Here is a 23,712-nt window from a genome sequence, read left to right as displayed (position 1 = left end):
GGTCAGCGGGCTGGCGGTGCATCCTTCGGAGCCGGTGATAGCGACCGCAGCGCCACTGCCTCGCCAACCGGCGCTGGGCGCGCGCATCGAGTTGTGGGACAGCCGCAGCGGCACGAAACTCGGAGAGCTCGCCGGTCATTCGACCGGCACTAGCGCACTGGCTTTCTCCGCCGACGGTCGCTGGCTGGTCAGTGGCGGCCTCAACGACGGCAGTGTTGTGCTGTGGGACTGGCGCGCCCGGCGCGCCGAACGAACGCTGTCCGGACCGACTGACCGGCCGAGCACGGTGCACCTGCTTCGCTTCACGCCCGACGACCGGGCGGTCGTCGCCAGCCTCGAACCGTTGAACTGCCGCACGGACGCTGGGTTGTGTACGCTGATCTATTTCCCCCGTACTGTCGAGTTGCTGCCGCTACACGAAGGCGAAGCGCTGCCGTCGCCAGCGCAGCACGACCACCGGAGCATGGCCGCGACCGCTGGCGGGCCATGGCTGGGCGACGGTAAACAAATCTTGCGAGAGGGCGACGGTGCCCGCGCGGCGGCGCCGATCGAGCTGAAAGACAACGATGCCGCGGTCCTGGCCGTATCGCCCGACGGCAAAGCGGTCGCCGCCGGCGGCGACAAAGTACAGATCATCGAGGCCGCGAGTGGACGCCTGCTTTTCACACTGCCGGCGCAGCCCGGCCGGGTTACGGCGCTCGCCTACTCGTCGGACGGCAAGCTGTTGTTCAGCGGCCATGAGGCCGGCGTCATCCACGCGTGGTCGACCGACGGCTACCAGCGCGTCGGCACCTTCGAAGGCCATCGCGACCGCGTTCTCGCGCTTGCCGCGGCGCCGGCGGCAGGACAGGTGGTCTCGGCGAGTGCCGACGGCACGGTGCGGCTCTGGGACGCCGCGCAGCTGCGGCCGCAGGCACAGAGTACCGGCTCGTCACTGGTGGTCGCGCGCCAAGGCACGCTAGCGGCGTCCAGCGACGGCGGCTCCAGCGTCGGCAGAGTGATCGTCGGCTCCGAGACAGGGCTGCATTTGTTCGACCTGGAACTGCGCCGCGACGTTGCCGTTGTCGCGGCGGCGACTGAACACCACGAAGGGCTGGGCTTCGTGGCCGATGGGGAGTCGTTCTTGTACCGCGACGGCGCGACTCAGCGACTGGCCCAGCTGGGGATCGGCAGTTGCAAAGCTCCGCTGGCGGCAAGTGCGGCCACCGGCGCGTCGACCTCGGCAGGCGCCGTAATGCCGGGCCGCCCGCTCGCGCTCGCGAGCGAACGCGGCCTGTTGCTAACGCTGGCAGACGACGGCGCGCTCGAGCTTCATGACCTAGGCGCCGGAACCGAGGTCGCCCGCGGGAGGATCGCAGGGCTAAAGGTCGACGACGCCGTCCTCGACCCTAAGGGGCGGCTTTTAGTCGCGCGCGAACGCGGCGCTGCGAGCGCGGCGGTGGACGTCGCACCAGACTGGATGACCCCGCGCGAGGTGTTCGGAAAAGTGGCCGGAGTTGAGCTTGCGCCTGACGGCGGACGTGCCCTGCTTTGGACGGAGGCCGAGCGCGCCGCCGCAGGGTCGCCGCCGCGCCCGCTGCTGCTCGAAATTGAGAGCTCTCGCCACTGGCTACTCGACCCAATGCTGGTATCAGCGGCGACACTCGGGCCTGACGGCCGACGGCTGGCGCTGGCCGACAATCAGGGCACGGTCCATCTGTACGAGACGCCGGTCGGCCAAGCACCAAGGAAGCTGGCCCTGCTGAAAGCCGACCTCGAGCCGGTGCGGGCGCTGGCCTTCTCGGCCGACGGGCAGCGCCTATTCAGCGGCGGTCCAGAGGGACGGCTGCGGATCTGGGATGCGATCCACGGGCTCGAGGTCGGCAGCGTCGACCTCGGCTTGGGCCCAATCCTCGCACTCGCGCCGGCCGAGCGCGCGAGTGCGCTCGGAGTGGCGAGCTTCCGCGACGACGTCCGCAGCGTGCGCTGGCTCTATGTACCCTCGGCTGGCGACGTCGAGTTGCAGCGGCTTCGCGAGAGCCACCCCGAGGTGGACCGTGCTTGGGCGCAGGTGCTCGCGGCACCAGGGGCGGCGTCCGCCGCTGCGCTGCAGCGGGCGCTCGCGGCAACAGATCTTCCGACCGCGCAGCAGGCGTCGCTCGCGCGCGATGCGGTTCGGCGCGTATTGGCGGCGCGGGCGCGCGCATCGCTCGACGCGACCGGCGCCGACGGCGCCGACTCTCTTTTCGCGGCCTCCGACGTGCAGGCGCTGCTGGGCGCGGGCGGCGCGGCCCGTCTCGTCGCGCGCATCACTTCAGCGCGAGCGCTGCACATCGGCGCCGACGCGCGGTCACTCGAGCGCGAGGCCAAGGCGCTTGCCAACGCCCACCGCGACGACGAGGCCGAGCGCGCCTATGCCAAGGCATTGGCGGCGATGCAGCAACAGCGGCGGCTGACAGGCTGTCCGCCGCCCCGGCTCGTCGAGGCGCTGCTGGACTTGGGTGTCTTGCGCTATCTCGACGGTCGCCTCGCCGCTGCCGGCGAGGCGTGGCAGGCCGCTGCCGACGTGGCGCCCGCCGATCCGCGGCCGTTGAATAATCTTGGTTTCTTCCACTTCGAGCAGTCGGACTTCGATCTGGCGTTGAAGGCCTTCGATCGCGCGCTCGCGCTCGACCAGGCGTTCGTTGACGCACTCGGCGGCAAGGCGATCACGCTGTGGCGACTGGGACACGACGAAGAAGCGGCGGCAGCGATGCGGCTGGCCATCGCACGCGACCCCAGCTACGGCCGCGTACAGGACCTGCGCAAGGTGGCGCAATGGTCGGAGGCTCAAGCGCGGGCCGCTGGTGAGCTCCTGGCCACACTGCGTTAAGCGCCGTCCAGGCGAGGTCTCGCGGGACGCCAAAGAAGAGCGAACTTAGCCGGCGGGAGTGCGTTGGATCTCGGTCGCTGGATCCGCTGCGTGGCGCCGCGCGATCTCGAACACACGCATCCGCGTGCCGTACAAAATCTAATGGAAAAGGGTGCGATATGGATGCACCTGCTTGGGTAAGTTATGTCGGCCTGGTCGGGGGCCTCATAGGTACGATCACTGGGTGCTTAGCTTATTGGAGCACCCCATACCGGTCCAAAGACCCGCCTACTCGCTGCGCTTGAATTCCTCTGTGACTGCATAGTCTGCCCGCCCGCTCGCGTCGGTGAAATGCGTAAGAACATCAACCTCCAATGTGGTCTTGTCTAGCAACCTCAATCGGACCTGCCTTTCCGCAAAGCCTTGGTGAAAATTCGCTTCCAGCATTGCGACACCGACACGGGCTCCTGCCCTTGATGGAACTTTTTCTTTAAAAGGTGCCGCGATCACCGTTCCCCAGTCACAGTCGCTCGGATTGCAACGGCCCCATATTTGCAAGGCCAGACCGGAAGAGGATCCCCGCAGGGAGACCCGTGTCACGCTCCGACTCTTCGGATTGGCGTTGCGCCATTCACCGATGAAATCCATCTCGTTTGCCACAAGGGGCTGTGACGCGGATGGCGCCTCGGGAGCGTTAGCCGCGTCGGGAACTGCCAAGGAGGAACCGGCTGTCTGCTGGGCAGCCCTGTTCGCCGCCGTCTGGTCAACCGCCGCTTGCGGCGCAGTAGTGGTAGTCGTCTGCGCCGTAGGCGTCTTCGCGAGGATCTGCTCGAGCGTACTCACCGTGGCGGCTACCTTCCCTGCGGTCAGACTCGAGGCAGCCTGGCCGGCTGCCGGTTCCGAAGCAGCGGGTGTTTTGGCGGCGGGCTTCTTCGAGGTTGCGTTCCCGGCAGCGAGCAAATCGGCCGCGCTCTTTGAAGCTTCCTTCTTCTTCTGAAGAGGGGATTTCCTAGAAGCTTGCGAAGCGCCGGTTTCCTCCGCAACGGCCGTCGCCGCGGAAGCCTGGTCCGCAGCAGCTTGCAAGGCAGCGGCGCTCGCTGAATCCGCCGCGGCTTTCTTAGCGGCGGTCTTGCGCGCGGAAGCTTCCGCGGCAGCCTTCGAGGCAGCGGCCTCTTCCGCGGCCTTCCTCGCGGTTGCATGCTCGTAAAAAGTCCTGACGCTCACCGCAGTCGCCAGCGCGGCGACCAGCAAGACGCTACCAGTCAGCCATCGGCTTGCGGCTGCGCGCCTCAGAAGACTACGCTGCGTTTCGGCCGTCGCCCCTTCATCGAGACGCTGGGGCATGTCTTCCTGCGTCGAAGTCTTCGGTCTTTCGATTGCTTCGAGTTCGAGATCCAGTATCCGTCGTGCGGTTTCGTCCGCGGTCGAATACCGCCGCCTTGTCGGGGCCGCAAGTCCCATGGTCCCCGCAAAGTGGGTCGCGAGGACCATGTTCCGAACGTCCGGCGGGGCGCTATCGACCGCAATGGCGATGACACGCGTGAAGCCCTCCATGCCCACGACAGCAGCCGTTACACCCATTTCCGGGGCCGCAGCTTTCGTCCAGAGCTCCGGAGTTCCCACCAGCACCAGCTCGCGTTGCTCGCGTGCGTTCGTGGATAGCGGCGCGCTCCTTCGAACCGCCCGACGGAACCGCCTTACGACGAGGGTCGCGTCTTCACCGCCCAGCCGATCCCACCACCGGGCGAAAATCTCTGTCTTCCATAGAATCCGCCACGGCGGAATCATGGGGAGCAGCAGCTTCAGGTGCCAGGCTCCCATGAGCGGTACCAGTTCGGCGTCGATCAAACGCCCTTCGATATCGCGTCGCCCAATGAGCGAGCGGAGCAGCAATCCCGCCGCGTACCGGCTCTGCGGGGTGCTGCAGACTATGAGAATGCGCCGGCTTTCGACAGGCTTTGCGTGCGCGCGAAGCTGCGCGGCCAGCTCGGCGGGCGACGTATCCGAAACGCTCCCCAGCATGTCGACGCGCAATCGTTGCAACGGCGGGGCTATGAAGTCGCCCGTCAACCCCAGCGTCCGATTGAGCGGAACGATGGGTCGAAGCGCCTCGAACCGCTTTCTCGCATCCCGCGCGTTCACCGGATCATGACTCTCGGCGACGAGCACCACCCAGGTTTGCGGCGTGAGCAAAACGCGAAAACATTCGGGCCAGACGGCATCTGCGGCATAGCACTCGCGCACCGGAAGCGCTTTCCAGTCCGCTTCCGCCGTGATGCGCGCCTGCGTTTCGGCGAGCGCCACGGCCGAACCTGGAAACAACGTCTTCAAGCAATCGGCGCGGGCAGCCGTGCGCGCGTGCATGCCGCAGAGTCTGCGAGCCGCCGAGGCCGGCGCGAGCAAGGTCACCGGACCATCGCTCCAACTGCCCGCGAACCGCCCGATCAACCCATAGAGGAAAGGTGCACTGTCGGACTCAAGCATGACGATGATGAGCGGTGTAGGCGTTGCCACCTCTGGCCGGGACAGGAGAATGCGTGACGTCACGAATGCCGCCACCGCGAGCCACGCGCTGCCGAACAAAAGAAAGGTGTCGGGGGGCGTAAAAAACCGCGAGATCACCCAGGGAGTCGCTCCGGCGACGAGCGACCAGCCCACGCCGGCGAACCACAGGCTTTCCTGCGCCGCGGTGCTCGAAAGCCGGCCTGAAAGCTGCAAGCGCGCGATGAATCCAGGCAGGGCAAGCATGAATGCGACAAGGAAGCTGCCCACGAGCAGCGCTGCGCCAATCCGCAGTCCTGGGAGCATGCCCTCGAGCGGAGTCGAAACCAGGCTGACTGCCGCAGCCTCGTACAGGTCGTCGGCAAGCCTCAGGGCAATGCCCAGCGCCAGCAGGGAGCCGCCGCAGTAATACAGAATGGACCACAACCGCGCCAGAACGCCGCCGCGCAAGGGCCGGCGGCCCTGCGCAAAACACAGCAGCATAGTCACGAGCAAGGCCGTCACTATGGACACGAGGCTTGCGACTGCGGCGAGCGCCGCTCCTTTGAACAGGCCGAGTACGGCCGGACTGGCCGACAAGCACGACGCCAGCATCGCTGCGAGCCGGGCTGAGCGCTTGGTCAATCTTGCCGGGGGCATGGAGTCCGATTGCGCGCCGGTCTCGGAGGGGATCGGCGTCATGAGCGGTCGCGATGCTGGATGACTATTTCACGGCGGAGGCGGCGGCCAAGACGATAGTCGAAGATCCACGCGACGACCATGATGAAGCCGAGCAGAACGGCACGCGATTCCCGCTCGTGCGCGGTGATCCAGCCGAGCGCGAGCGCAGCGAGCGGCTGGCGGCGAAATCGCGGGTCACCCGCGGGCTGCTGAACATCCGCGCCCCACAGTAGTGCAGTTTGATCCGCGGAGCCCGTGACCACTCGAGCGCCGTCGCGAGCGAAGCTGGCCGAATAAATCGGGCCATCCTGCATCATCGGCATGCCCAATGGGGTGCCGGTTGCGGCGTCCCAGAGCCGGGCCGTGTGGTCGGCGGAAGCGGTGAGCACGCGCGCGCGGTCGGGACTGAAGATGGCGGAGTACACCGACCCGCGATGCCCGATGAGTTCCGCCACTTGCTTCCCTGTTGCTGCGTCCCAGACCCGGGCGGTCCGGTCAGCGGAAGCGGTTACCACGAGCGTGCCGTCGGGGCTGAAAACGGCAGAATTCACCACACTGATGTGCCCGTCGAGTTGCGCCTGTTGCTTCCCGGTAAAGGCATCCCAGAGCCGGGCCGTCCGGTCGGCGGAAGCAGTTGCCACGCGAGTTCCGTCCGGGCTGAACACAGCGGATTCGACCCGGCCAGCGTGGCGCATCGGCACGCCGAGCGGTTTGCCGCTCGCGGCGTCCCAGAGCCGGGCCGTCGCGTCGTCGGACGCCGTGACGACGCGACGGCCGTCGGGACTGAAGGCAACGGAGTTCACCGGGTAAGAAGATTCGTCGCCGAGCTGCGTTTTCTCCCCACTGCCGGAAGCGTCCCACAACACGGCAGTCCCGTCATCGGATGCCGTCGCCACGAGCGTACTACTCGGGTTGAATGTAGCGGCGTTCACCGCTGCGCGATGCCCGTTGAACTGCACGAGCTGCCTCCCGGTGGCCGCGTGCCAAATCCTGGCCGTCGCATCGCTCGACGCCGTGACTACCTGTCGGCCATCAGCGTTGAACGCCGCGGTGTTGACCGGGCCACCGTGCTGCATGGGCCGGCCCACTGGCTTGCCCGTCGCAGCGTCCCATAGACGGGCCGTCCCGTCGTCCGAGGCCGTGAGCACGTACGCCCCATCGGGACTGAACGTCGCGCTGCGAACCGGACCTCGATGCCCGTATCCGACGCGGTGAGGCTCCTCGGCGAACAAAAATGAATTGAGTCGATGCGTTTGCGTGCCAATCTCCGTGAGCCCCAGCACACCCACCAGGGCGGCCCAAAGGATCAGCGCCCCCCCGAACAGCCAGAAGGTTCGGCGTGCCCCGCCGTAAGCAATGCCGTCGCGAAACGCCAACCGCGCCCAGAGACCTCCTAACACGTCCGCCACGACCCTCCGGTAGTGGCGCCAACCCGGCATGCCGGCAGGCCGCGCGAACCGGATCCGATTTAGCCACTTCGACCACGACGCGGGCGCGCGCATGGCCAGCTGGCGCGCCGTCAGTCCGCTCATATAGCCCAGGTAGAGCGCATCGCCACTTCCGGGCTCACCCGCTCGATTCCGCTCTCGCCCGGGGGGCGGCTCGATGTCGAGAACCAGGCCGGGCCCGGTTTGTGGCGTGAGGGGGTCGAGCAGGCCGCGGACCACGTCGCGAATTCGGGCCTGCACCTCGTCCGAAAGCTCCGCGAGCAGACGCAGGCGCAGCCAGTCCGGTAGCCTCTGCGCGCGGAGCCAGGGCAAGCGGGAAAGCCGGCGATAGTTGCGGGCGATGAGGTAGCGCAATTCGGATTCGTGCTCCACGCCACCGAGACGAAACAGGCGTTCGCCCAGCAATAGCGTCAGTTCCCAGCGAACAATCGGTGCAACGGCACAGGCAGCGAGCCACTGAAAACCATTTTCGCCCAGATACAGTTTGAGTTGTGCGATCAGCGGATCGATGATCCGCTCGTTCGGATCATCGCTCAACACGTCTTCCTTCCCCTCGAACAGCAGGCGCGGATAGCGCTGCGGATCGGTCAGCACGATCTCGGGCAGCTCTCCCGATGCAAGCAGCTTCGACCATGCGCGCAGGGCGTCCTCGTCGAGCGGAAGGACGAGAAACCCGGGATCTGCCGCGCGCTGGGGACGCTCGAGCGATTCTTCGCGCGCCCCCCACTCGCGTGGTTCAGTCGGTGTGAACACGACGCGCTCGCGCCAGCGGTAAAATCGCGCCCGCTGAGCCCAGGCTTGCCAGCGCCCGCTCTCATCGGCGAAGGGCTCCGCGTTGGACACCACGATCAGCCGCTGGCCGACGGGAGGGTCCTCGAGACGATCCAACGGGCGGCCCGCGCGCCCCCTGTCTCGCACGAGCTGCGCGCTGGACGGGAACCAGGCCGGTGCCTCCGCCGCGTTTTTCGACCGGATGAATTGACGGATGTCGACGTGCAGCCCCTCCGTGCGCAGCCGCGATGCCCATACGTAAAAGAGGCGTCCGGAGGGATCGTCCTCGCCTTCCACATCGATCAGCAGCAGGTACGACGGCCGAAGGTGCGTATGCCGGTAACGCATCTGCGGCACCCCCAGATTGCGCAAAGTGGCTTCGACGGAACGTCGCAAATGGATTGGGGCACGCCGCGCAAGCGTGCCGTGCGCGGAGGCGTCGGCGCGGACGTGACGCTCGAGCAGCGCCGCAATGTCCCCGGCAAGCGGAGGTACGATGCGGCGCGCCTCATTGCGCAACGGGCCGTTGTCGAGTTGCACCCGCCTGTCGCCGCGCCGTGCGCGGCCACGGGCAATGAGAATGGCCGGAAGCGTCACGCCCACCAGCAGGGTGAGCGGTATCGCAAGCGCGCCCCACGCCCAGACGGGACGCAGCTCCCGGTTGTAGCCATATGCCGGGTAGTAGGCATCGATGTGCCTCTCCAGAGGCGGAACCAGGTTGACGAGCGCCGGCCACCTCCCGGGCGCCGTCGCGTTGGATCCGGATGTGGTGACAACAGGCGGCGGGGCGGGAGGGGGCCAGTAGTACGCGATCATCGCGATAGCGCACGCGGCGAGCAGCACGATGATGCCGAGGACCCGCAGCACGCGGCGTCGATGGTGACCAGTCACCTCGTTCGTCGCCGATTCGGCCGGCGACGTTGTGGAATCCACCGTCCCTTGCGCCTGCCCGGAGTCGCGCGTCTTCGCCCATCCGTCGAAGGCCCGGTCGAAGCGCGCCTGGTCGTCGCGAGACTTACAAAAGATCGGTCGCAACTTTGCGCACAACTCATCCAAAGGCGGCAGCCTCGAACCATCGGCAAGGTAACGAAGCAGCCGGCCCGCGTCCACGAGCTCGGATGCACCTACCACGAAGCCCGCCGCGCGCAGCGTCCGGACCAGGCCCATGAGGGCGGTGTCTTCAGCGACGCCGTCTGAAGCGCCCACAGAATCGCTCATGCCGGCTTCCAGGCGTCGATTGCATCCAGAAGAAGCTTGCGATCGTCCTTGTGCTTGGCGACCGAGCACAGGGCACGCTGCACACGGGGCCGGTTATCGGCGATCGTGGCGTCCGGTCGTATTTCACTGTCACGCCGCAGGGCTCTGGCCCAGTCCACCAGTTCGGACGTTCCTGACCGGTACTGCAGTTCGTCGCCGCGCCGCTCGCGGTAGTCGAGAAAAAACTCGAGGAGGTCCTGGTAAAGCCTGAACCGGGTATCGTCGACGCTGGCTGCGCCAGCTCCGCCGCTATCGCCGCCTTCGGCATCGCGAAGGGTTTCCGGGAACACTCGGGCCAGCAGGATCATGCGTAGCGTCTCGACGCTCGGGTCTTCGATATGGAAATAAACACAGCGGCGCAGGAATGCGTCCGGAAGGTCACGCTCCGAGTTGCTGGTGATGATGACGATCGGCCGCAGCCGTGCGTCGTCCGGCACCGCGACGAGTTTGCCGCGGAGTTCGCGGATCCGGAATTCCAGCCGTTCGATGCCGTTCAGGAGGTCATTGGGAAAGTCGCGGCTCGCCTTGTCTATCTCATCGATGAGCACCACGCTCGGTCTCTGCTGCGGCGGGCTCGTGCGAACCTCCCATGGCAAGGCCTCTGCCAGCAAATCTTCATTTCCCATTGGAGACGCGCGCAAGATCGCCTGGCCCAGCGGTCCGAACGTGATGAAACGCAAGGGGTCCGTTTCCGTCCAGCTGTGCCAGCCCGGCTCCGGCATGGCGGAAGATCCTTGTTGCACGGCCATTCGAGCCTTAAACAGTTGCACGGCGCCAAGATGCGCCACCAGGTCGAACCGGTAGAACAGGTCCTGCGCTTCACTGAGTGAAAGGGCTTCGAACCGCAACACGGGCGAGAGGTTGAATTCCCACGCAATACGGTCCGCCAACTGGCTCTTGCCGGTGCCGGGGCGCCCCGTAAGCAAGAGCGGTTTGCCGAGGATGATGGCTGTGTTCACCGCTTCCGCGAGGTCCGGGCTGGCCGTATAGCCCGCCGGGTGATCGAGGACGTCGAACTCCTTGGTGATGTCATCCAGCGCGGCCCTGCGGCGCCATGGGCCGATCGCCCCTCCCCAGGGCGGTCCGGCTTTCTTGTTTGCGGCCAACTCGGCGCCGCTTCCGTGACCGATGAAGTTAAAGATGGGACCAGTCGTCATCATTCGGCGTTCGCTCCTATTGAGTGTCGTTGCGGGACCAGCGGCGACCCCGGAGCAGCAGCGCCATTGCTTGCGTGCCGCGAACGAAGGACGCTCAAGGCGCGCAAGAGGGACATGTTTCTGGCGAGTGATGCAACATGAGCTCTATAGCATCTTCGACCTCGTCTTTCAAATACTCTTCCTTGCCATGGTCGGTGGAAAATCTTGGCTTGCCGGGCAGCAACTGATGCCACCAGCTCAGCCTGGTTGTGATGATCGGGTAGCGCCTCAGATTAAGCTTGTCCACGGGCGCAATCCACATGGCGAGTCCGCCGCATTGCCCGGCTTTTTGCTCGTCGATTTTGCGATTCAGGAAAAATCCTATCTCCGAAGCCAGGTTCGACTGTGCGTCGCCGTTTCGAATGAAAAAGTTGTCGGTGAGAAAACCAACGACGTCGGTTACCGCGTAAAGTCGCTCGGCTTTCAGGGCGGGTGCTGTGGGAGCTCCCGGCACGCCCGCGGGCTCGCTTTCCATCACCGTGATGGGAGCGTCGAAGTAGTCGCACGGGATGGGCGTGAGCTTTAGCTTGAAAACCTCAACGCACCGGTCGGCCAGGTGGTAGTTGTCCGGAATCCAGGACATGAACAGAACACGCCTCTCTCGAAGCTTTTTCTGGGCTTTCATCTTAGGCATCGGGCTCGCGCCTCCACGCACGTCTAATATGGTTATCCGGCTTTCAACGTGATTTCGATACGATCCACCAATTGCGCGAGCTGATCGCTCAATCTGCTCGCGTCATTCCACTCCAGGCGCTCGAGGCGCAATTTATCGTCAAACGGGCCCAGAAAATGGACGTCGCTCACCTTTTCAAGCTTCTTGTTTTTTCCGCTCAGGGTGCCGCTTTGGCGTGCTTCGTCAAAAGTAAGATATTCAGGCCGCATCATTTCGACAAGTACGAACAGAAGCCGCGGCACCTTGCTGGCTTCGTAGCGCTTTACGGCATGGAGGAGTTCTCTCTGGCACTGTTCAGATTCCCAGTATTCATCGCAGAGCATTGCAATGAAATGAGTGCTCTTTTCGAGCGAATGCTCGACTTCGTCACTCCAGAGGTCACCACCCTTGATTACCTTGTCGTCCATGAAGAGCTGAAATCCCATCCCTTTTGACACGGCGCGCAGACGGGTATGAAAGCGTTTGGCGATCCTGGTCCAGGGATCGCCGTGTTTGTACGACAGGAACACAAAGGGAGTAGCCATAATCGCAAGCCTTTGAATGGTCTGCCCTGCGACTGCTTAATTAACACCGCGCCAAGGGTATTGTCATATCCGCTTTGGTTTCAATTTAGCACAGCGCAAACCGTGCAGACCTGCAGACCGTTACGATTCTGATCATATCGGGCAGGAACTGGATATTCGTTTTTACGGGCGCCCGTTGTACGGGGGTCGTGTCGGACTTCGCGAGAGCAAGCAGCGCAGTGGGGGCGTTCATGTTTCGATGCGGGCGTTAACTTGACCATAGTGCCGAAATTGCGCTGGACCATCTTTCCGAGAGAAAACACTCCGGCAGCAACGATTCTGCAGCCCACTCTGGGGGAGCAGCCGAGCTTCGGCATCTGGGTCGAATTCGCATCGGCGTCAACACACTTTGAGGCAACCGGTGCGCTTACCCCTGGTCGCTCCGTGCCTCCTCATTGGGGAACGCTTGAGACGGGCGAAAGCTGTCACTACACTTGAGCCGTTGCCACGACACCTCGAATGGCGGCTTCATTGGCCGATGACCCGACCAACATCATCCGCGTTCGAATGGGCGTCCGTTGTCTGGTCGAGGGCGGTCCTTCAGAATCGGCGAATATTGCACGATCTCCGATTGTCGAGTGGTTAGTCTAGATGGTTAATCTCGTCAACCCACTGAATTTTATGGAAAGCGCGCGATCTGCAAAGTTGCCTTGATCGGTGTGAAAAGGACTGACTTGAAAAGCCGAGATTTTGACTCCTCCAGGTAGAACCGTTCCGACAGCCCAAGCGACCCGGGTGCTCAGGCATTGCAATAACGTACTGGCGTCGTTCGGAGGGTAAAGCGTCCATTGGCCACAGACGAATTCGCTGCCAATCCACCTGACATCGGCGCCGAACACGCGGTGCTTGGGTATGCGCTGAAGGGCCGCGTTCGGAGAACTCGGATTACTGCAAAGCGTCGCAGGAGCGGCTCATCGGCCCCGTCAAGAGCGCGGAGTGTTAATCGACGAGTGGTTAATCTGAATGGTCAATTCGAATACCCGTACATGTAATGCCTCCACCTGCTAACGTTGCTGTTCCAGCGACTCCTTGGCTTCACTCACCGTCTTTCGCGGTCGCCCAGGACCACCTAACCGTTTCTTACGGATCATGCCCATCGTCAACAGCCTTGACTTCACCTTGGGCTTCATCCTCACGCGCTGACCATCCTTGGTGAAATACCACCCCGCATACCGAGCGAGCTTCCTGACCTGCGACGGCTTATTGCCATTGATACGACCGACTGCCCATCGCCCCTGCTTTTTCAACTCCTCCTTCTTCGGATTGATGTGGCAGTTGTGCACATAGCCACGATCCCGCGTGATCTTCTTCCAATAGCGCTCGATGCGCTTGACCCAATACTTGACGCTTTGCACCTTCTGACCATCGAAGAAGAAAATGCAGTGAAAGTGATACGGCCCGTCATCTGAGCGCTCCAGCTTCACGATATATCCGATCAAGTGCTCGAATAGATCCTTGTCTGCCCCGTATGGGTTACTGAAGAACCGTGTGCGGTCTCTCAATGCAATCTCGACGTCGATTCTTGCCCTATTTTCCGCCTGCATCGCTCCTTCTCGCTCAGCATCAATCGCCGCTGACCACGCGCTCGCATCCCCCATCTCCCAGGCCGCACGCACATGCGTGGCTTCTTCATTGGGTGCTACCGTCAAGTAGCCCATATCGACCCGTACAGCCAATATCTTCGAGTACACCCTGGCTAATTGCACGACGTATTTCCGAATCGACTTTTTCTCATCCTTCAATACGGCCTTCCAGTCAGCCATTTTCTTTTTGACGTTACCGGCTATCGCCTCACGTCGTAGAAGCGCTACGAAGTCATTGAATACCTCCGCTTCGCACAATCCCTCCTCCAGATTCCAATTCGCACCTCGAAACAGACAGTATCCGATCTTTGGATGCTTGCGAAAGCATTCGAAGAACAACTCAAGATCAGGACTGTAGGCCTGTCCTTTCCAGTACAGATCCATAAACTGATGGCATTGACGATAGAAGCTTGCCAAATGTGATGCTTCCATCACCTTCTTGCGCTTGCCGCTTTTATCGACATTGAACGGTATCAATTTCGAGTACAGCACTGCATCCATGAACTTGATCAACCGCTTGAAAAGCCTTCCGTAGTCACCTGTCTTCCAGGTTCGGTCTTCTTTGGTTCTGTGACCAATGCATACACCTTCCTGCTGGGCAAGCTGCTGGAATGTTTGATCAAGGATGTCCGACTTCTTTTCTGGGATAGAGTTACTCATAGTCAACCTTCTTTTTTCATTTACATGATTTCAAATTTTCCTTTGTGATGAATGATGCAGTGTCGAAGAAGCAATTATTAAATTACCAAATCAAAAAAACCAATGATCCCACTAATTACCTAAATTCACGATTACGCGAAACGCATGCATTCCACGCACATTAAATCGAGAAAGCGGGAAAGATCGAACATTATTCACCACATAATAATTAGGACTTATCCCGACATTTTTTATCAGATGGCATATGAAAATTCCGCTGAACGGCAGCGCGATTCAGCAGAATGCGTTCTTGGGTGAACACATGCCAACCAGATTCGTGGTCAGGCTGCATATACCCAAAGGGACCCGGTCGGGCGTAAGAAACACCGCGGGCTATGGCCAACGGCCGGCGCTGTTCTAATAGCGAATATCGGCAAGGAAAACGACCATGCCCGTCCCCTGATTCGAGGGCGGGCATGCGCTTGCGCACGCCGCTCACTGGCGATTGCCGGCAATGCAAGACCGGAGTGCTGTCCAAAGCGCATCCCACAACTGGCGCTTTTCCGGTGGGGTCAATTCGTCTTCATATCCGCCGACCACCGAGTCAACGAGGTTGGCCAGATAAGACGCTACGTCGCCATCTGCGGTGAGTGGACGACGCTGGAGCTCGCGTTTGGCTTCATCGAGCGCATACCCGAGAATTGCCGCAACCATAATCGCTAAAGAGTACCGGCTGACGTCGGCACAAAGACAACCAACGGGAAACCGAGCGAAAGTGCAAAGCTATTGCCGCCCGATGAACGTTGGCGGCAACCGAACGCGCCCGGTCTTTTCCGCGACCCATCCTGGCAACACGATCACGAGGACAGTAGCGTGTCCGGTGACTTCTTCAGCGCCTCGAACTGCTGCCGTAACGTTGTCGCCGTCGCCTGACCGCACCGCAGGTGACGGCGGATCTCCTTCACGGTCGGGCGTAGCAGACCCGCTGCGATGTCGCGCCTGAGTCGCGCGACCGTGCTGTCTGGCGTTGCATTGGTATCGTGCTGAACGACTGGCTCATGCGCGCACTCGTGACCTTCTGCGACCGCCGCCTGACTTTCCGTCACCGTCGGCGCAAATTCCTCGACGGCTGCAGTAGTCGAAGTCGCAAGGGCCGTTCGTGCCGAAAGCGCGACGTACCAGCAGAGACACGCCAGGCCTTCGAGTACAGCAGCGAAGACGAGCGCAAGCAGCAAATCGACCTTCACCGCCGTAACACCCATCTGACGGGCAAGTCGCGCCGTCACTGGATCGTCGCGCGCGGAGTCGCGCACCGCTATCGAGCGGTCGACCTGTTCGATATGCCTGTCTTCGGCGACTTCCCGGCGCTTCGCCTCGGCCGCCTCGACACTGAACGCATCGAGCTGCGCGACCAGGGCAATGCGCTTCGCGTCCATTGCTGCACAACCAGCCTTGCAATGCCTTGCGTCAATCATCGCAAGTTTCGCCGTGACGCTCGCCTGATCAGTCGCAATCGCAAGAGGGCTTCGGCCTGCCGGGTTCAGCGTTGGCAGTGTAGCCGTTATGACGATGGCATCAGCCCTGCGCTCACCAGCGTGCTGCTCCGCGAACAGGAAAAACGTCGCGTGACCATAGCAAACGACGATTAGGGTTGCCGCCCACAGGGCAACCGCGGCACGGCGAGCGACAGGATGAGCCGACCCGCACAGCGCGGGAATCAGGTGTGCGCAAAGTACAACCATTGAGTTGAACGCCACCCACACCAGCCGCTCCGCTAGCAGTCCTCCCCGCTGCCAACCAGCGAGCACCGACATGCAGAGAGAGGTGCCCGTTAAGCCAATCGCAAGCATGAATACCGCAGGGGTGGGAACATTGCGACGCCTGCCGTCAGCATCAAGCGTCCGACTCCCATTGGACTGTGCTTTCAACGAAGTCACCGTTTTGCGAACAGAGGCCGTGCTGTTGCAATCAGCCACGCTATCTTCTTGCTGGTTGTTTTTAGTCTTGTCCATCGTAAGGCCATCTTGTTTTTCCAAGTGCGACACGGCACGCATCTTCATTTCCATATCCCGGCGTTCAATAGCTCGGACCTGAGCTTGCTTGTCGACGCCCGATTGAGCCCGTCTACTGAGCACAGCACGAAGTCAACAACACGGTCCTGAAAATCCACTTCGTGTTCATTCTTATGCCGGAGGCGCGTTTTATATTCCCGCCTGCATTCATCAAGCAGATAACCCAACATGTGCGCGAACGTAGCGTCTGGCTCCATTGCAACTGGCTCAACTGGCTCAACTGGCTCAACTGGGGCAACTGGGGCAACTGGGGCAACTGCCCCCCCCGCCAAAGTGCAGTCCATCCATCCAGTTGGCAGAAGCGAGGGTGCAATGACGCCCCCTGTCACCGGGAACCCCGTCACCACAGGCAACGACCAAATGTGAGGGCTAGCGGGGCCAGCCCCGCGTTGCTTTTCCGAATGCACTCGGAGCGCCGACTTTGCCCGCTTGAGGGCCGCCAGCGAGATGCCTGCGGCTTCGGCCCTTGCTTGAATTTCCGGAAACAGCAGCGCACTGTTCGCGAGTTGGCGTCGCAAAAAATCTTCTGCCTCTTCTACTGCTCCAACTTTTAGTGCGCCACCGTCGCCTGCTGCGCGCTTGAGGATCTCTTTCGCCGAACCTTCGATTGGAGTTTCGTTCCAGCGAACCGTTGACGAATGGATCGTTTGCGTATTGAACTGAAATGCAATCGGCTGGATCTGGTACTCGAAACCGCCACCATCCGGTCCAATATTCGATTTCACGCGAACCAGGACACAACTCGGCGCGGTTCCGGTCGACGGATCAGACGTTTCGCTCCTGGCGACAACCATCACGACCCTTGCCACCGCGCCGAATGCCAGACTACCGTTGATACGGTCCAAAGGATCCTTGCCGCCCGATCCCTTGTTCACGTGAGTGATTCCGAAGATCGCACAGTTATGCCGTTCGGCAATGTCCACAAGTGGAGCAAGGGCACTACGGACCTCGCTATTCTTGTTTGAGTCCCCGGCGACAGCCTGAACGATCGAGTCAATGATGATCAAGCTGACGTTGCCGATTTGGGCAACTGCGTCGGTCAGCATCTGAATGTCATCCTTGAAGCCGAACGGGCGGGGATGCCCACGTTCCTTGACGCCGCGCAGAATGAGAACCTTCGTCATGTCGGCGCCCGCAGCGATCAGACGCGGGACGACGGTGTCTGCAATGCCGTCCTCGCCGGTCCAGACGATCACGACGCCAGCCTGTGCATAGGTGTTATCCGGCCAGCGACGACCGCCCGGTCCACCACCTGAAATAATCGCGGCAAAATTAGCCGCGGTTGTCGTTTTTCCTGTGCCGGGCGGCCCGGCGAGGATGTGAACCTTGCCGCGCGCCAACCAGCCATACCAGAGCCAGTCTATCGACTCCGGCGGTATCGAAGAAGCGGGAACCAGATCGATACCGTTCGCCAATGTATTCGCGGCGGAAAACATCGCATTGCGCGGGTAGAGTGGATTGATATCGTTCGTATTCATTGTCTCTCCCGGTCCATTAATCATCGTTGCGGCTAGCTGCAATACGAGCCTCGATGTATGCCTCGACCTCCGACAGTACCCAACCAACGCAGCCAGGACTAAGACGAATAGGACGCGGGAATGTTTTGTCGAAATATCTGCTTTTCGGGTTCAGTTTGTTATAGATGCTGCTCTCCGATATGGAGAGCTTTTGCTTGAGCGCGCGAATGCGCAAGATCTCGTGCAGGGATTGGCGATTAATTGTCATCGAAAAACCTCCTTGTGGTTGTTTGGCTTCGATGACTGAAATTTAGAGGGGGGCGGCGCACCAGGATAGACGCCCGACTAGATGACGGTGTACGTCAACGCGTAGACCGGTAACTTTTAGTTTGCGGTGTTGGTGCCGCAGGCATGTGCGGCCAGGCAGCGTCTGGACGGTGGTATTTTTGGGAAATTCCGATTGACGGGGAATGGCAGTGTCGGTTCCCGGGCGGTGGAATCGACCTAGTCACACGAGCCGATCCATGTGCCGGCCATATCCCGGTCGGCGATATGCTAATGGAGTTGGCCACGACGTAGATCAGATCGTAGCCTTGGGACGGGGAGCTGGCGCGGTACAGCTCATAGTGACAACCCGTGCCCTAAGACGATTTTTCGGCTTTCAGGGGGAACAGCTCAGCAGCGTCGGGCATCGCCTTGAGCCATTTAAAAACCGTCGTCTCTACTTCATGTTCCGATAGCGGGATTGTTGAATCTTTGTTACGAATCGAAAAAGCCCGCACCTCGTTTTTAATTGTCCTCGCGGCATGTAGCCGGGATTTCCATCCTTTCTCCTTGGGGCGCATTTCCCGGGCCAGCCTGAAGGCCTCATCGATGGATGCCCCGTGCTTCTTTTTTGCGCTTGCCTTGCCGGCGTTACTGGCATCGTTGGTGCGCGTTGCCTGGATGGTGTCCTCGCGTAGTTGATAGATGGTCTGAATTGGCTGTATGACACCCGCCCAGTAGCAGGCATCTGCCATATACGACCACGCAAGACTGAGGTCATTATCGCGAGATGCTTTCAAAGACTGCGCGTAGTAAGCGCATGCAACCAGCATTGCGGCAGTTTCTGGATTCGCTACTGGTCGAGTGGCGGATTGAGTCTTGATTTCGTTATACATCCTCTCGCCGCTAATGGAATCTTCCTCCAGCATGGGAATCAATATTTCATTTTCGAAATTCTCAGCCGTTTTTTCCGCAATCGAATTTACAAAATGGCTTGATAGAATCGTTACGACGCGCACGGCCATATTGTGGAAAGTTCGCTCTGGTTTATGCTCGCCACCAAAGGTGTTCATTTTTTAAATTTACCGCTTCGATAAGGGTTGTTGGTCGATTGTAATTATCAAACAGGCTTTGTACCGCGATCCGCGAAGTTACGTGCAGACCGCGCCTGCCGGACCAATTCTAAGAGAAGACGGCGAACTTATGTCATTTCGGGTTGGGTGACGTCGCTGGTACTTGTCTGCGTACCTGTCACAAAGTTTGCCCATGCTTCCATCATAGGGCGCCGTTGTTCCAGGAGGTCTGTGCGGTGATAAGCAGCCTCGACCTTGTTCTGAACCGAATGGGCAAGGGCACGCTCGGCCAGATCACGCGGATAGCCGCGCTCGCTGCACCAGTCACGGAAACTTGAACGATAACCGTGGGCCGTTGCAAAGCGGCCGGGCGTATCGCTTTGGGCTTCTACCCGTCGCAGAAAGGACGTGAGAACCATGTCGGACAGTTCCACGCCGTCCCGCAGTGAAGGAAACGCAAGGTCTTCATGAAGACCTTGCTGACCCTTCAGAAGCTCCACAGCGCGTTTTGCCAACGGAACCCGATGGGGCAATTTGGCTTTCATTCGCTCGGCGGGAATCGTCCAGACCCCGGCATCAAGGTCGACCTCTTGCCACACTAGGCCCCTGACCTCGCCGGAACGGCATGCCGTCAGAATCAGAAACTCCAGCATGGGACGCGTGACATCGTAACGATTCCCACCTTGCAGGTGTTTGCCTATGAAAGCCGGTATTGCCCGCCACGGCATGGCGGGCTGGTGCTGCGTGCGCACGGCCTTGCCGGGTTGTTGCGGCAGCAGCAGGTTGACGACATCAACCGGGTTAGCGTTGCAATATCCGTGCGCCCAACCCCATGCCATGACGGCCTGCATACGCTGTTTCAGACGTCCAGCGGTCTCGGCCTTCTCTAACCAGATCGGCCGCAGCACGTCTGCAATATGACGAGGCAGGATAGCGTCTAGAGGCATCGATCCGACGGTCGGAAATGCGTACTGCGTTAGGGTGTTGATCCATTGCTGGCCGTGCTTCGCGTTCTTCCAGCCCGGCAGCAGTTCGGTATGTAGCGTTTCGGCGGCACCCTTGAAAGTCGGCATTTTAGGCTTGATCGCCTCCGCCGCCCTGGCTTCCAATGGGTCGATGCCACTTGCCATCTGTTCGCGCATGGCTGCCGCGAGCTTGCCAGCATCTGCGATACCCACTTCGGGATAGCTGCCCAGCCCGGCATTGCGACGTTTGCCGCTAACAGGACTGACAAAACGTAACACCCACTTGCCATGCCCTTTGCTGCTTGACGGGTGGAGCGTGAGACCCGTCACCCCTCCATGGGGAAGTGCCACGTCATCGGGTTTCAAGTTGCGCGCTTTCAGATCAGTAAGTGTCGCCATACGTAGGGCCTCGTCTCAGTGTGCCATGCAGTATGCCATTGACACAACGATTCGGTTGGCGGGCGTTGGACTGAGTTGGCATTAAAGTCACGCAACACTTTGATTATTTAGTATATTGTGCTTTTCTTTGGTCCTCGCGAGAGAGGTTTATGGCGGTCACCGCCTCCGCCAGACAATCAATGAATACGGGCCTATCGGCCCGTTTTTCATTTCTGGACATCAAAGAATCCGCCAATCGGCGAATGCGCAACGTGTCGAACGGGTAAGCAACTGTAAAAAAAGCCCGATAACACCGAGGCTGCGTAATTTGCTGTCACAAGGTAGGCCGAACGAATGCTGCGCCCGGCTCCTCCAACTCATGAAGAGGGAGGAGCCATGCTCAAATTACTGTTAACGATAGGTCTCGCAGTGGGCCTTACCGGGTGTATCGTTGCCCCGCCTTATGGCTACGCACCGGCATACGGATATGCGCCCGGCTACTATGCCGTCCCGAGCGTCAGCGTGGGTGTTGGCGTCGGCGGTTATTACGGCGGCCGCGGGAGGTGGTAATTTCTGGCTGAGCTGGTTCCTGGCCAAGGTCGTATCGGTCAACATCTCGGCACCACCCGCACTAAGGGGAACCCCTCCCTCAACATCTCGCTCCCATGGTCGATATCAAGACTATCTGTGCCGTCAGCACGCCAGGGAGTTGCTCATGAAAGTCAGTACCTTAGCCTGTGCACTAATTTGGGTTGCCGCGAGCACGGGCGCATCGTCCGCGCTTGCAGGCACGTCAACGGCCCTGTCCGACGACGATAGCGCAGCGGTATTCGGCTCAGCCAGGCTGTCGAATCTGCAGAACGTCGGCGGCAGCGCGAAAGTTGGCGCGTCCGCCGCTACCCTGGGCGCAAATACGCTGAGAGGCGCAAGCGGCAACATCGGCGTGAACGTGTCAGCCGGTGCGCTGAATGCTCAGGCCAACCAGATCATCCTCATCACCACACCGCAAGCCACGATCGTCTCACAACAGAATGTGCATACCGTCGCGCAAGTGACGGGCAGAGTCTCCGCCAAACTCGGTGCCGGCTCACTGGCGGCGGTGAGCGGCAATGTCGGCGTGAATATCGCGTCCGGTGTGGGCAATGCCCAGTTCAACGGGCTCATCATTCACTGAGTCGCAACGCCTCGACACCGCAACGACTTAAACCAGCGCGGTCGCCTCGACCTCGACCTTCAACCCGTAATGCAGGTGTGGAACCGGCACGACGGCCCGCGCCGGCCGTGCCTCACCTGCCCAACGCGCGTAGATCTGATTGAAGCTCGCCCAATGTTCAACGTCGGCGATATAGACGCGCACCTGCACCAGCTGCGCAATGCTGCTGCCGGTACCTTCGAGCGCAGCCTGAACATTCGCCAACACCTGCTCGGCCTGGACCTCGAACGAGGCGTCAGCAAGCTTCTCGCCCTGTGCGTTGATCGGCAACTGTCCCGAGACGAAAACAAAACCATTCGCAATCGCGACATGACTGTAATGGCCACCCGGCTTTGCCAAACCAGCGGGATTGTCCATGTGCGGCAGATACGGGTCGTGCTGGCTAACAGCCATGAATGCAACTCCAAAGAGGATGGCGCCTTCGCGGCGCATGGCTATGCGCAGGATGCTGCATGCCACTCACCGCGTGTGTCACACGCTAAGCGCATCCAGCTTCTCACGCGCATCGGCGCAACGGCGATTCAGGTCGCGATGTATCGACTGGCTGTCGAGCAGCGCCGATACATCAGACAAACCGTAATCAAAGCGCAAGACGTATTCGATGTCTGTGTAATCGTGATAGGCGCCGCTGTCTGCCAGCTTCTGCGCTTCGGCAAAGGCAGCCTGTTGCCGCTCGCCGCTCATCAAATCTCTGATCGCCATGATTGCCGCTCCGAGGAACAGTGACTCCATCATAGCAATGCAAATTGAAACGCACGGTCGCGCGCGCGCAACACCTGGTGTTTTCCGTAGACGCTTTGGTTAGTTGGTTAGCGCGGGACAGAGAAGCAAGCTTGCCGCGCGTTTCGGCTAAGGAACAATGATCCGCCTTTAGCACCGGACTCCCGCCTCATCCAGTTACACGCGGCCTCAAACGACAGCGACAGGCGCCTTCATCCCGTGCCATTTGACCACCAGAATCCGCCCGACGTAACACAGCACGCCCGCGACGCCCACGACAATGCCCATGCCCGTGGGTGAGCCATCCTGCCAGAGTCCGACGGCGAGGCTCGCCAACGCGCCGAGCGCCAACTGCACAGCGCCGAACACAGCGGCCGCGGCGCCGGCATTCACCGGATACCGATGCATAAGATCGGTCGTGCAGTTAGCGGACAACAGCCCCACTACTCCGACCACGAAGAACAAACCGAAAACGATCGACCACAACCCTCCCCACCCAGTCAGCGAGACGAGACAGACGAACAGGGACGCGATGCAACTCACGGTCGCGGCAAAAGAAATGATCGGCAGCGAACCGAGCTGGCCGACGAGACGCGTATTCATGAAGTTGCCGAACATGATGCCGACGATATTCAGCGCGAAAAGAAAGCCATAATGCTGCGCCGATACATGGAAATATTCGATGTACACGAACGGCGTCGCGGTGATGTACGCGAACATCGACGCGAACGCCATGCCGCCGCACAGCATGAGCCCCCACGCGACTGGATCGCGCAGCAACTTGCCATAGGCACCGAACGATTTCAGCAGCGCCGAGTGGGCACGCTTTTCGGGCGGCCACGTTTCCGGCACCTTGAGAAACGCGGTCACCGCGCACACCGTACCGAATAGCGTCAACACGATAAAAACAACACGCCAGCCGCCGAGCAACAGCAACTGCCCGCCAATCAGCGGCGCGAGCAACGGCCCGATCGACGTGACGATGGCGAGCATCGACAGCACACGCGCGGCATCGGTCGGCCCGTGCGCGTCGCGGGCGATCGCGCGCGCCAGCACCGAGGCCGCGCCCGCGCCGAGCGCCTGCACGAAGCGGAATATCACCAGCGATCCGATCGAAAACGACAACGCGCAGGCCACGCTTGCCAGCGCATACATGATGATGCCGCCGAGCAGCACGGGCCGGCGGCCATAGGTATCCGACAACGGACCATAGAGCAGCATGCCGATCGAAAAGCCGAACATGAAGCTGGTGAGCGTGGTTTGCGCGGCGCCGGTGCCGATGGCGAATGCCTGCGAGATAGTCGGCAGGCTCGGCAAATACATATCGATGGAAATCGGCCCGCATGCGGCAAGCGCACCGAGCAACAGAATCAGCCGGCCATCGGGCCGGCTTCTGGTGACGTGAGACATGGGAATCCAGATGAAACGCCGCGCCGTCTTCGGCAGCG

General features: G+C 61.1%; 17 protein-coding genes. 3 read left to right on the top strand and 14 right to left on the bottom strand.

Going from position 1 to position 23,712, the window contains the following annotated elements; genetic code table 11:
- Nucleotides 1-2,851 (top strand): tetratricopeptide repeat protein (locus GNZ13_RS19710; protein WP_172167353.1); only part of this gene is annotated, 2,851 nt, incomplete at its 5' end.
- A gap of 267 nt (nucleotides 2,852-3,118) precedes the next feature.
- Here GNZ13_RS19710 and GNZ13_RS19705 read toward each other — a convergent pair.
- The 11 genes from GNZ13_RS19705 to GNZ13_RS19655 all read right to left on the bottom strand — a co-directional run bounded on the left by GNZ13_RS19705 (nucleotide 3,119) and on the right by GNZ13_RS19655 (nucleotide 20,352).
- Nucleotides 3,119-6,013, bottom strand: a complete 2,895-nt coding sequence (locus GNZ13_RS19705; protein WP_172167352.1) for a hypothetical protein — start codon at nucleotides 6,011-6,013, stop codon at nucleotides 3,119-3,121.
- Complete coding sequence (locus GNZ13_RS19700; RefSeq protein ID WP_172167350.1) at nucleotides 6,010-9,429, bottom strand: WD40 repeat domain-containing protein; 3,420 nt, start codon at nucleotides 9,427-9,429, stop codon at nucleotides 6,010-6,012. The genes GNZ13_RS19705 and GNZ13_RS19700 overlap by 4 nt, the downstream gene beginning before the upstream one ends.
- The gene (locus GNZ13_RS19695) at nucleotides 9,426-10,628 is read right to left on the bottom strand and encodes an AAA family ATPase (protein WP_172167348.1); all 1,203 of its coding nucleotides are present in this window, start codon (nucleotides 10,626-10,628) and stop codon (nucleotides 9,426-9,428) included. The genes GNZ13_RS19700 and GNZ13_RS19695 overlap by 4 nt, the downstream gene beginning before the upstream one ends.
- A gap of 91 nt (nucleotides 10,629-10,719) precedes the next feature.
- Entirely contained in the window at nucleotides 10,720-11,289 is a 570-nt protein-coding gene (locus tag GNZ13_RS19690) for a hypothetical protein (RefSeq protein WP_172167346.1), read from the bottom strand.
- A gap of 41 nt (nucleotides 11,290-11,330) precedes the next feature.
- Nucleotides 11,331-11,861 (bottom strand): toll/interleukin-1 receptor domain-containing protein, encoded by a 531-nt coding sequence (locus GNZ13_RS19685; RefSeq protein WP_172167344.1) that lies wholly within the window; start codon nucleotides 11,859-11,861, stop codon nucleotides 11,331-11,333.
- 1,043 nt (nucleotides 11,862-12,904) lie between these two features.
- Complete coding sequence (locus tag GNZ13_RS19680) at nucleotides 12,905-14,143, bottom strand: YagK/YfjJ domain-containing protein (protein WP_236002088.1); 1,239 nt, start codon at nucleotides 14,141-14,143, stop codon at nucleotides 12,905-12,907.
- 836 nt (nucleotides 14,144-14,979) lie between these two features.
- Nucleotides 14,980-15,597, bottom strand: coding sequence for a hypothetical protein (locus GNZ13_RS19675; protein ID WP_216674933.1), 618 nt, complete (start codon nucleotides 15,595-15,597; stop codon nucleotides 14,980-14,982).
- Nucleotides 15,598-16,178: 581 nt separating this feature from the next.
- Nucleotides 16,179-17,672, bottom strand: a complete 1,494-nt coding sequence (locus GNZ13_RS19670) for an AAA family ATPase (RefSeq protein WP_172167340.1) — start codon at nucleotides 17,670-17,672, stop codon at nucleotides 16,179-16,181.
- Nucleotides 17,673-17,688: 16 nt separating this feature from the next.
- The gene (locus tag GNZ13_RS19665; protein ID WP_172167339.1) at nucleotides 17,689-17,919 is read right to left on the bottom strand and encodes a helix-turn-helix transcriptional regulator; all 231 of its coding nucleotides are present in this window, start codon (nucleotides 17,917-17,919) and stop codon (nucleotides 17,689-17,691) included.
- A gap of 373 nt (nucleotides 17,920-18,292) precedes the next feature.
- Entirely contained in the window at nucleotides 18,293-18,988 is a 696-nt protein-coding gene (locus tag GNZ13_RS19660; RefSeq protein WP_172167337.1) for a hypothetical protein, read from the bottom strand.
- Between the two features lie 128 nt (nucleotides 18,989-19,116).
- A complete protein-coding gene (locus GNZ13_RS19655; RefSeq protein ID WP_172167335.1) occupies nucleotides 19,117-20,352 on the bottom strand; it encodes a tyrosine-type recombinase/integrase in 1,236 nt (411 codons plus the stop codon).
- A 375-nt stretch (nucleotides 20,353-20,727) separates the two neighbouring features.
- Between GNZ13_RS19655 and GNZ13_RS19650 the strand changes: the two genes are divergently transcribed.
- Both GNZ13_RS19650 and GNZ13_RS19645 read left to right on the top strand, forming a co-directional pair.
- Nucleotides 20,728-20,901 (top strand): hypothetical protein, encoded by a 174-nt coding sequence (locus tag GNZ13_RS19650; protein WP_172167333.1) that lies wholly within the window; start codon nucleotides 20,728-20,730, stop codon nucleotides 20,899-20,901.
- A gap of 145 nt (nucleotides 20,902-21,046) precedes the next feature.
- On the top strand, nucleotides 21,047-21,505 hold the full coding sequence (locus GNZ13_RS19645) for a hypothetical protein (protein ID WP_172167331.1): 459 nt from the start codon (nucleotides 21,047-21,049) through the stop codon (nucleotides 21,503-21,505).
- 27 nt (nucleotides 21,506-21,532) lie between these two features.
- Here the strand turns inward: GNZ13_RS19645 and GNZ13_RS19640 are convergent, their stop codons facing one another.
- The 3 genes from GNZ13_RS19640 to GNZ13_RS19630 all read right to left on the bottom strand — a co-directional run bounded on the left by GNZ13_RS19640 (nucleotide 21,533) and on the right by GNZ13_RS19630 (nucleotide 23,674).
- Nucleotides 21,533-21,937, bottom strand: a complete 405-nt coding sequence (locus tag GNZ13_RS19640) for a RidA family protein (RefSeq protein WP_172167330.1) — start codon at nucleotides 21,935-21,937, stop codon at nucleotides 21,533-21,535.
- A 78-nt stretch (nucleotides 21,938-22,015) separates the two neighbouring features.
- The gene (locus GNZ13_RS19635) at nucleotides 22,016-22,246 is read right to left on the bottom strand and encodes a hypothetical protein (protein ID WP_172167328.1); all 231 of its coding nucleotides are present in this window, start codon (nucleotides 22,244-22,246) and stop codon (nucleotides 22,016-22,018) included.
- 207 nt (nucleotides 22,247-22,453) lie between these two features.
- A complete protein-coding gene (locus GNZ13_RS19630; RefSeq protein ID WP_172167313.1) occupies nucleotides 22,454-23,674 on the bottom strand; it encodes a Bcr/CflA family multidrug efflux MFS transporter in 1,221 nt (406 codons plus the stop codon).
- Nucleotides 23,675-23,712 lie beyond the last annotated feature (38 nt).

It is taken from the genome of Paraburkholderia elongata (genome assembly GCF_013177735.1).
Classification (GTDB): Bacteria; Pseudomonadota; Gammaproteobacteria; order Burkholderiales; family Burkholderiaceae; genus Paraburkholderia; species Paraburkholderia elongata.
This window is presented reverse-complemented; position numbering and strand designations above follow the sequence as displayed.

What these genes read in the sequence shown, in the direction of transcription:
- GNZ13_RS19705 (WP_172167352.1), bottom strand. Translation starts at nt 6,013, where the DNA reads ATGACGCCGATCCCCTCCGAGACCGGCGCGCAATCGGACTCCATGCCC.
- GNZ13_RS19700 (WP_172167350.1), bottom strand. Translation starts at nt 9,429, where the DNA reads ATGAGCGATTCTGTGGGCGCTTCAGACGGCGTCGCTGAAGACACCGCC.
- GNZ13_RS19695 (WP_172167348.1), bottom strand. Translation starts at nt 10,628, where the DNA reads ATGATGACGACTGGTCCCATCTTTAACTTCATCGGTCACGGAAGCGGC.
- GNZ13_RS19690 (WP_172167346.1), bottom strand. Translation starts at nt 11,289, where the DNA reads ATGAAAGCCCAGAAAAAGCTTCGAGAGAGGCGTGTTCTGTTCATGTCC.
- GNZ13_RS19685 (WP_172167344.1), bottom strand. Translation starts at nt 11,861, where the DNA reads ATGGCTACTCCCTTTGTGTTCCTGTCGTACAAACACGGCGATCCCTGG.
- GNZ13_RS19680 (WP_236002088.1), bottom strand. Translation starts at nt 14,143, where the DNA reads ATGAGTAACTCTATCCCAGAAAAGAAGTCGGACATCCTTGATCAAACA.
- GNZ13_RS19675 (WP_216674933.1), bottom strand. Translation starts at nt 15,597, where the DNA reads ATGATTGACGCAAGGCATTGCAAGGCTGGTTGTGCAGCAATGGACGCG.
- GNZ13_RS19670 (WP_172167340.1), bottom strand. Translation starts at nt 17,672, where the DNA reads ATGAATACGAACGATATCAATCCACTCTACCCGCGCAATGCGATGTTT.
- GNZ13_RS19665 (WP_172167339.1), bottom strand. Translation starts at nt 17,919, where the DNA reads ATGACAATTAATCGCCAATCCCTGCACGAGATCTTGCGCATTCGCGCG.
- GNZ13_RS19660 (WP_172167337.1), bottom strand. Translation starts at nt 18,988, where the DNA reads ATGAACACCTTTGGTGGCGAGCATAAACCAGAGCGAACTTTCCACAAT.
- GNZ13_RS19655 (WP_172167335.1), bottom strand. Translation starts at nt 20,352, where the DNA reads ATGGCGACACTTACTGATCTGAAAGCGCGCAACTTGAAACCCGATGAC.
- GNZ13_RS19650 (WP_172167333.1), top strand. Translation starts at nt 20,728, where the DNA reads ATGCTCAAATTACTGTTAACGATAGGTCTCGCAGTGGGCCTTACCGGG.
- GNZ13_RS19645 (WP_172167331.1), top strand. Translation starts at nt 21,047, where the DNA reads ATGAAAGTCAGTACCTTAGCCTGTGCACTAATTTGGGTTGCCGCGAGC.
- GNZ13_RS19640 (WP_172167330.1), bottom strand. Translation starts at nt 21,937, where the DNA reads ATGGCTGTTAGCCAGCACGACCCGTATCTGCCGCACATGGACAATCCC.
- GNZ13_RS19635 (WP_172167328.1), bottom strand. Translation starts at nt 22,246, where the DNA reads ATGGCGATCAGAGATTTGATGAGCGGCGAGCGGCAACAGGCTGCCTTT.
- GNZ13_RS19630 (WP_172167313.1), bottom strand. Translation starts at nt 23,674, where the DNA reads ATGTCTCACGTCACCAGAAGCCGGCCCGATGGCCGGCTGATTCTGTTG.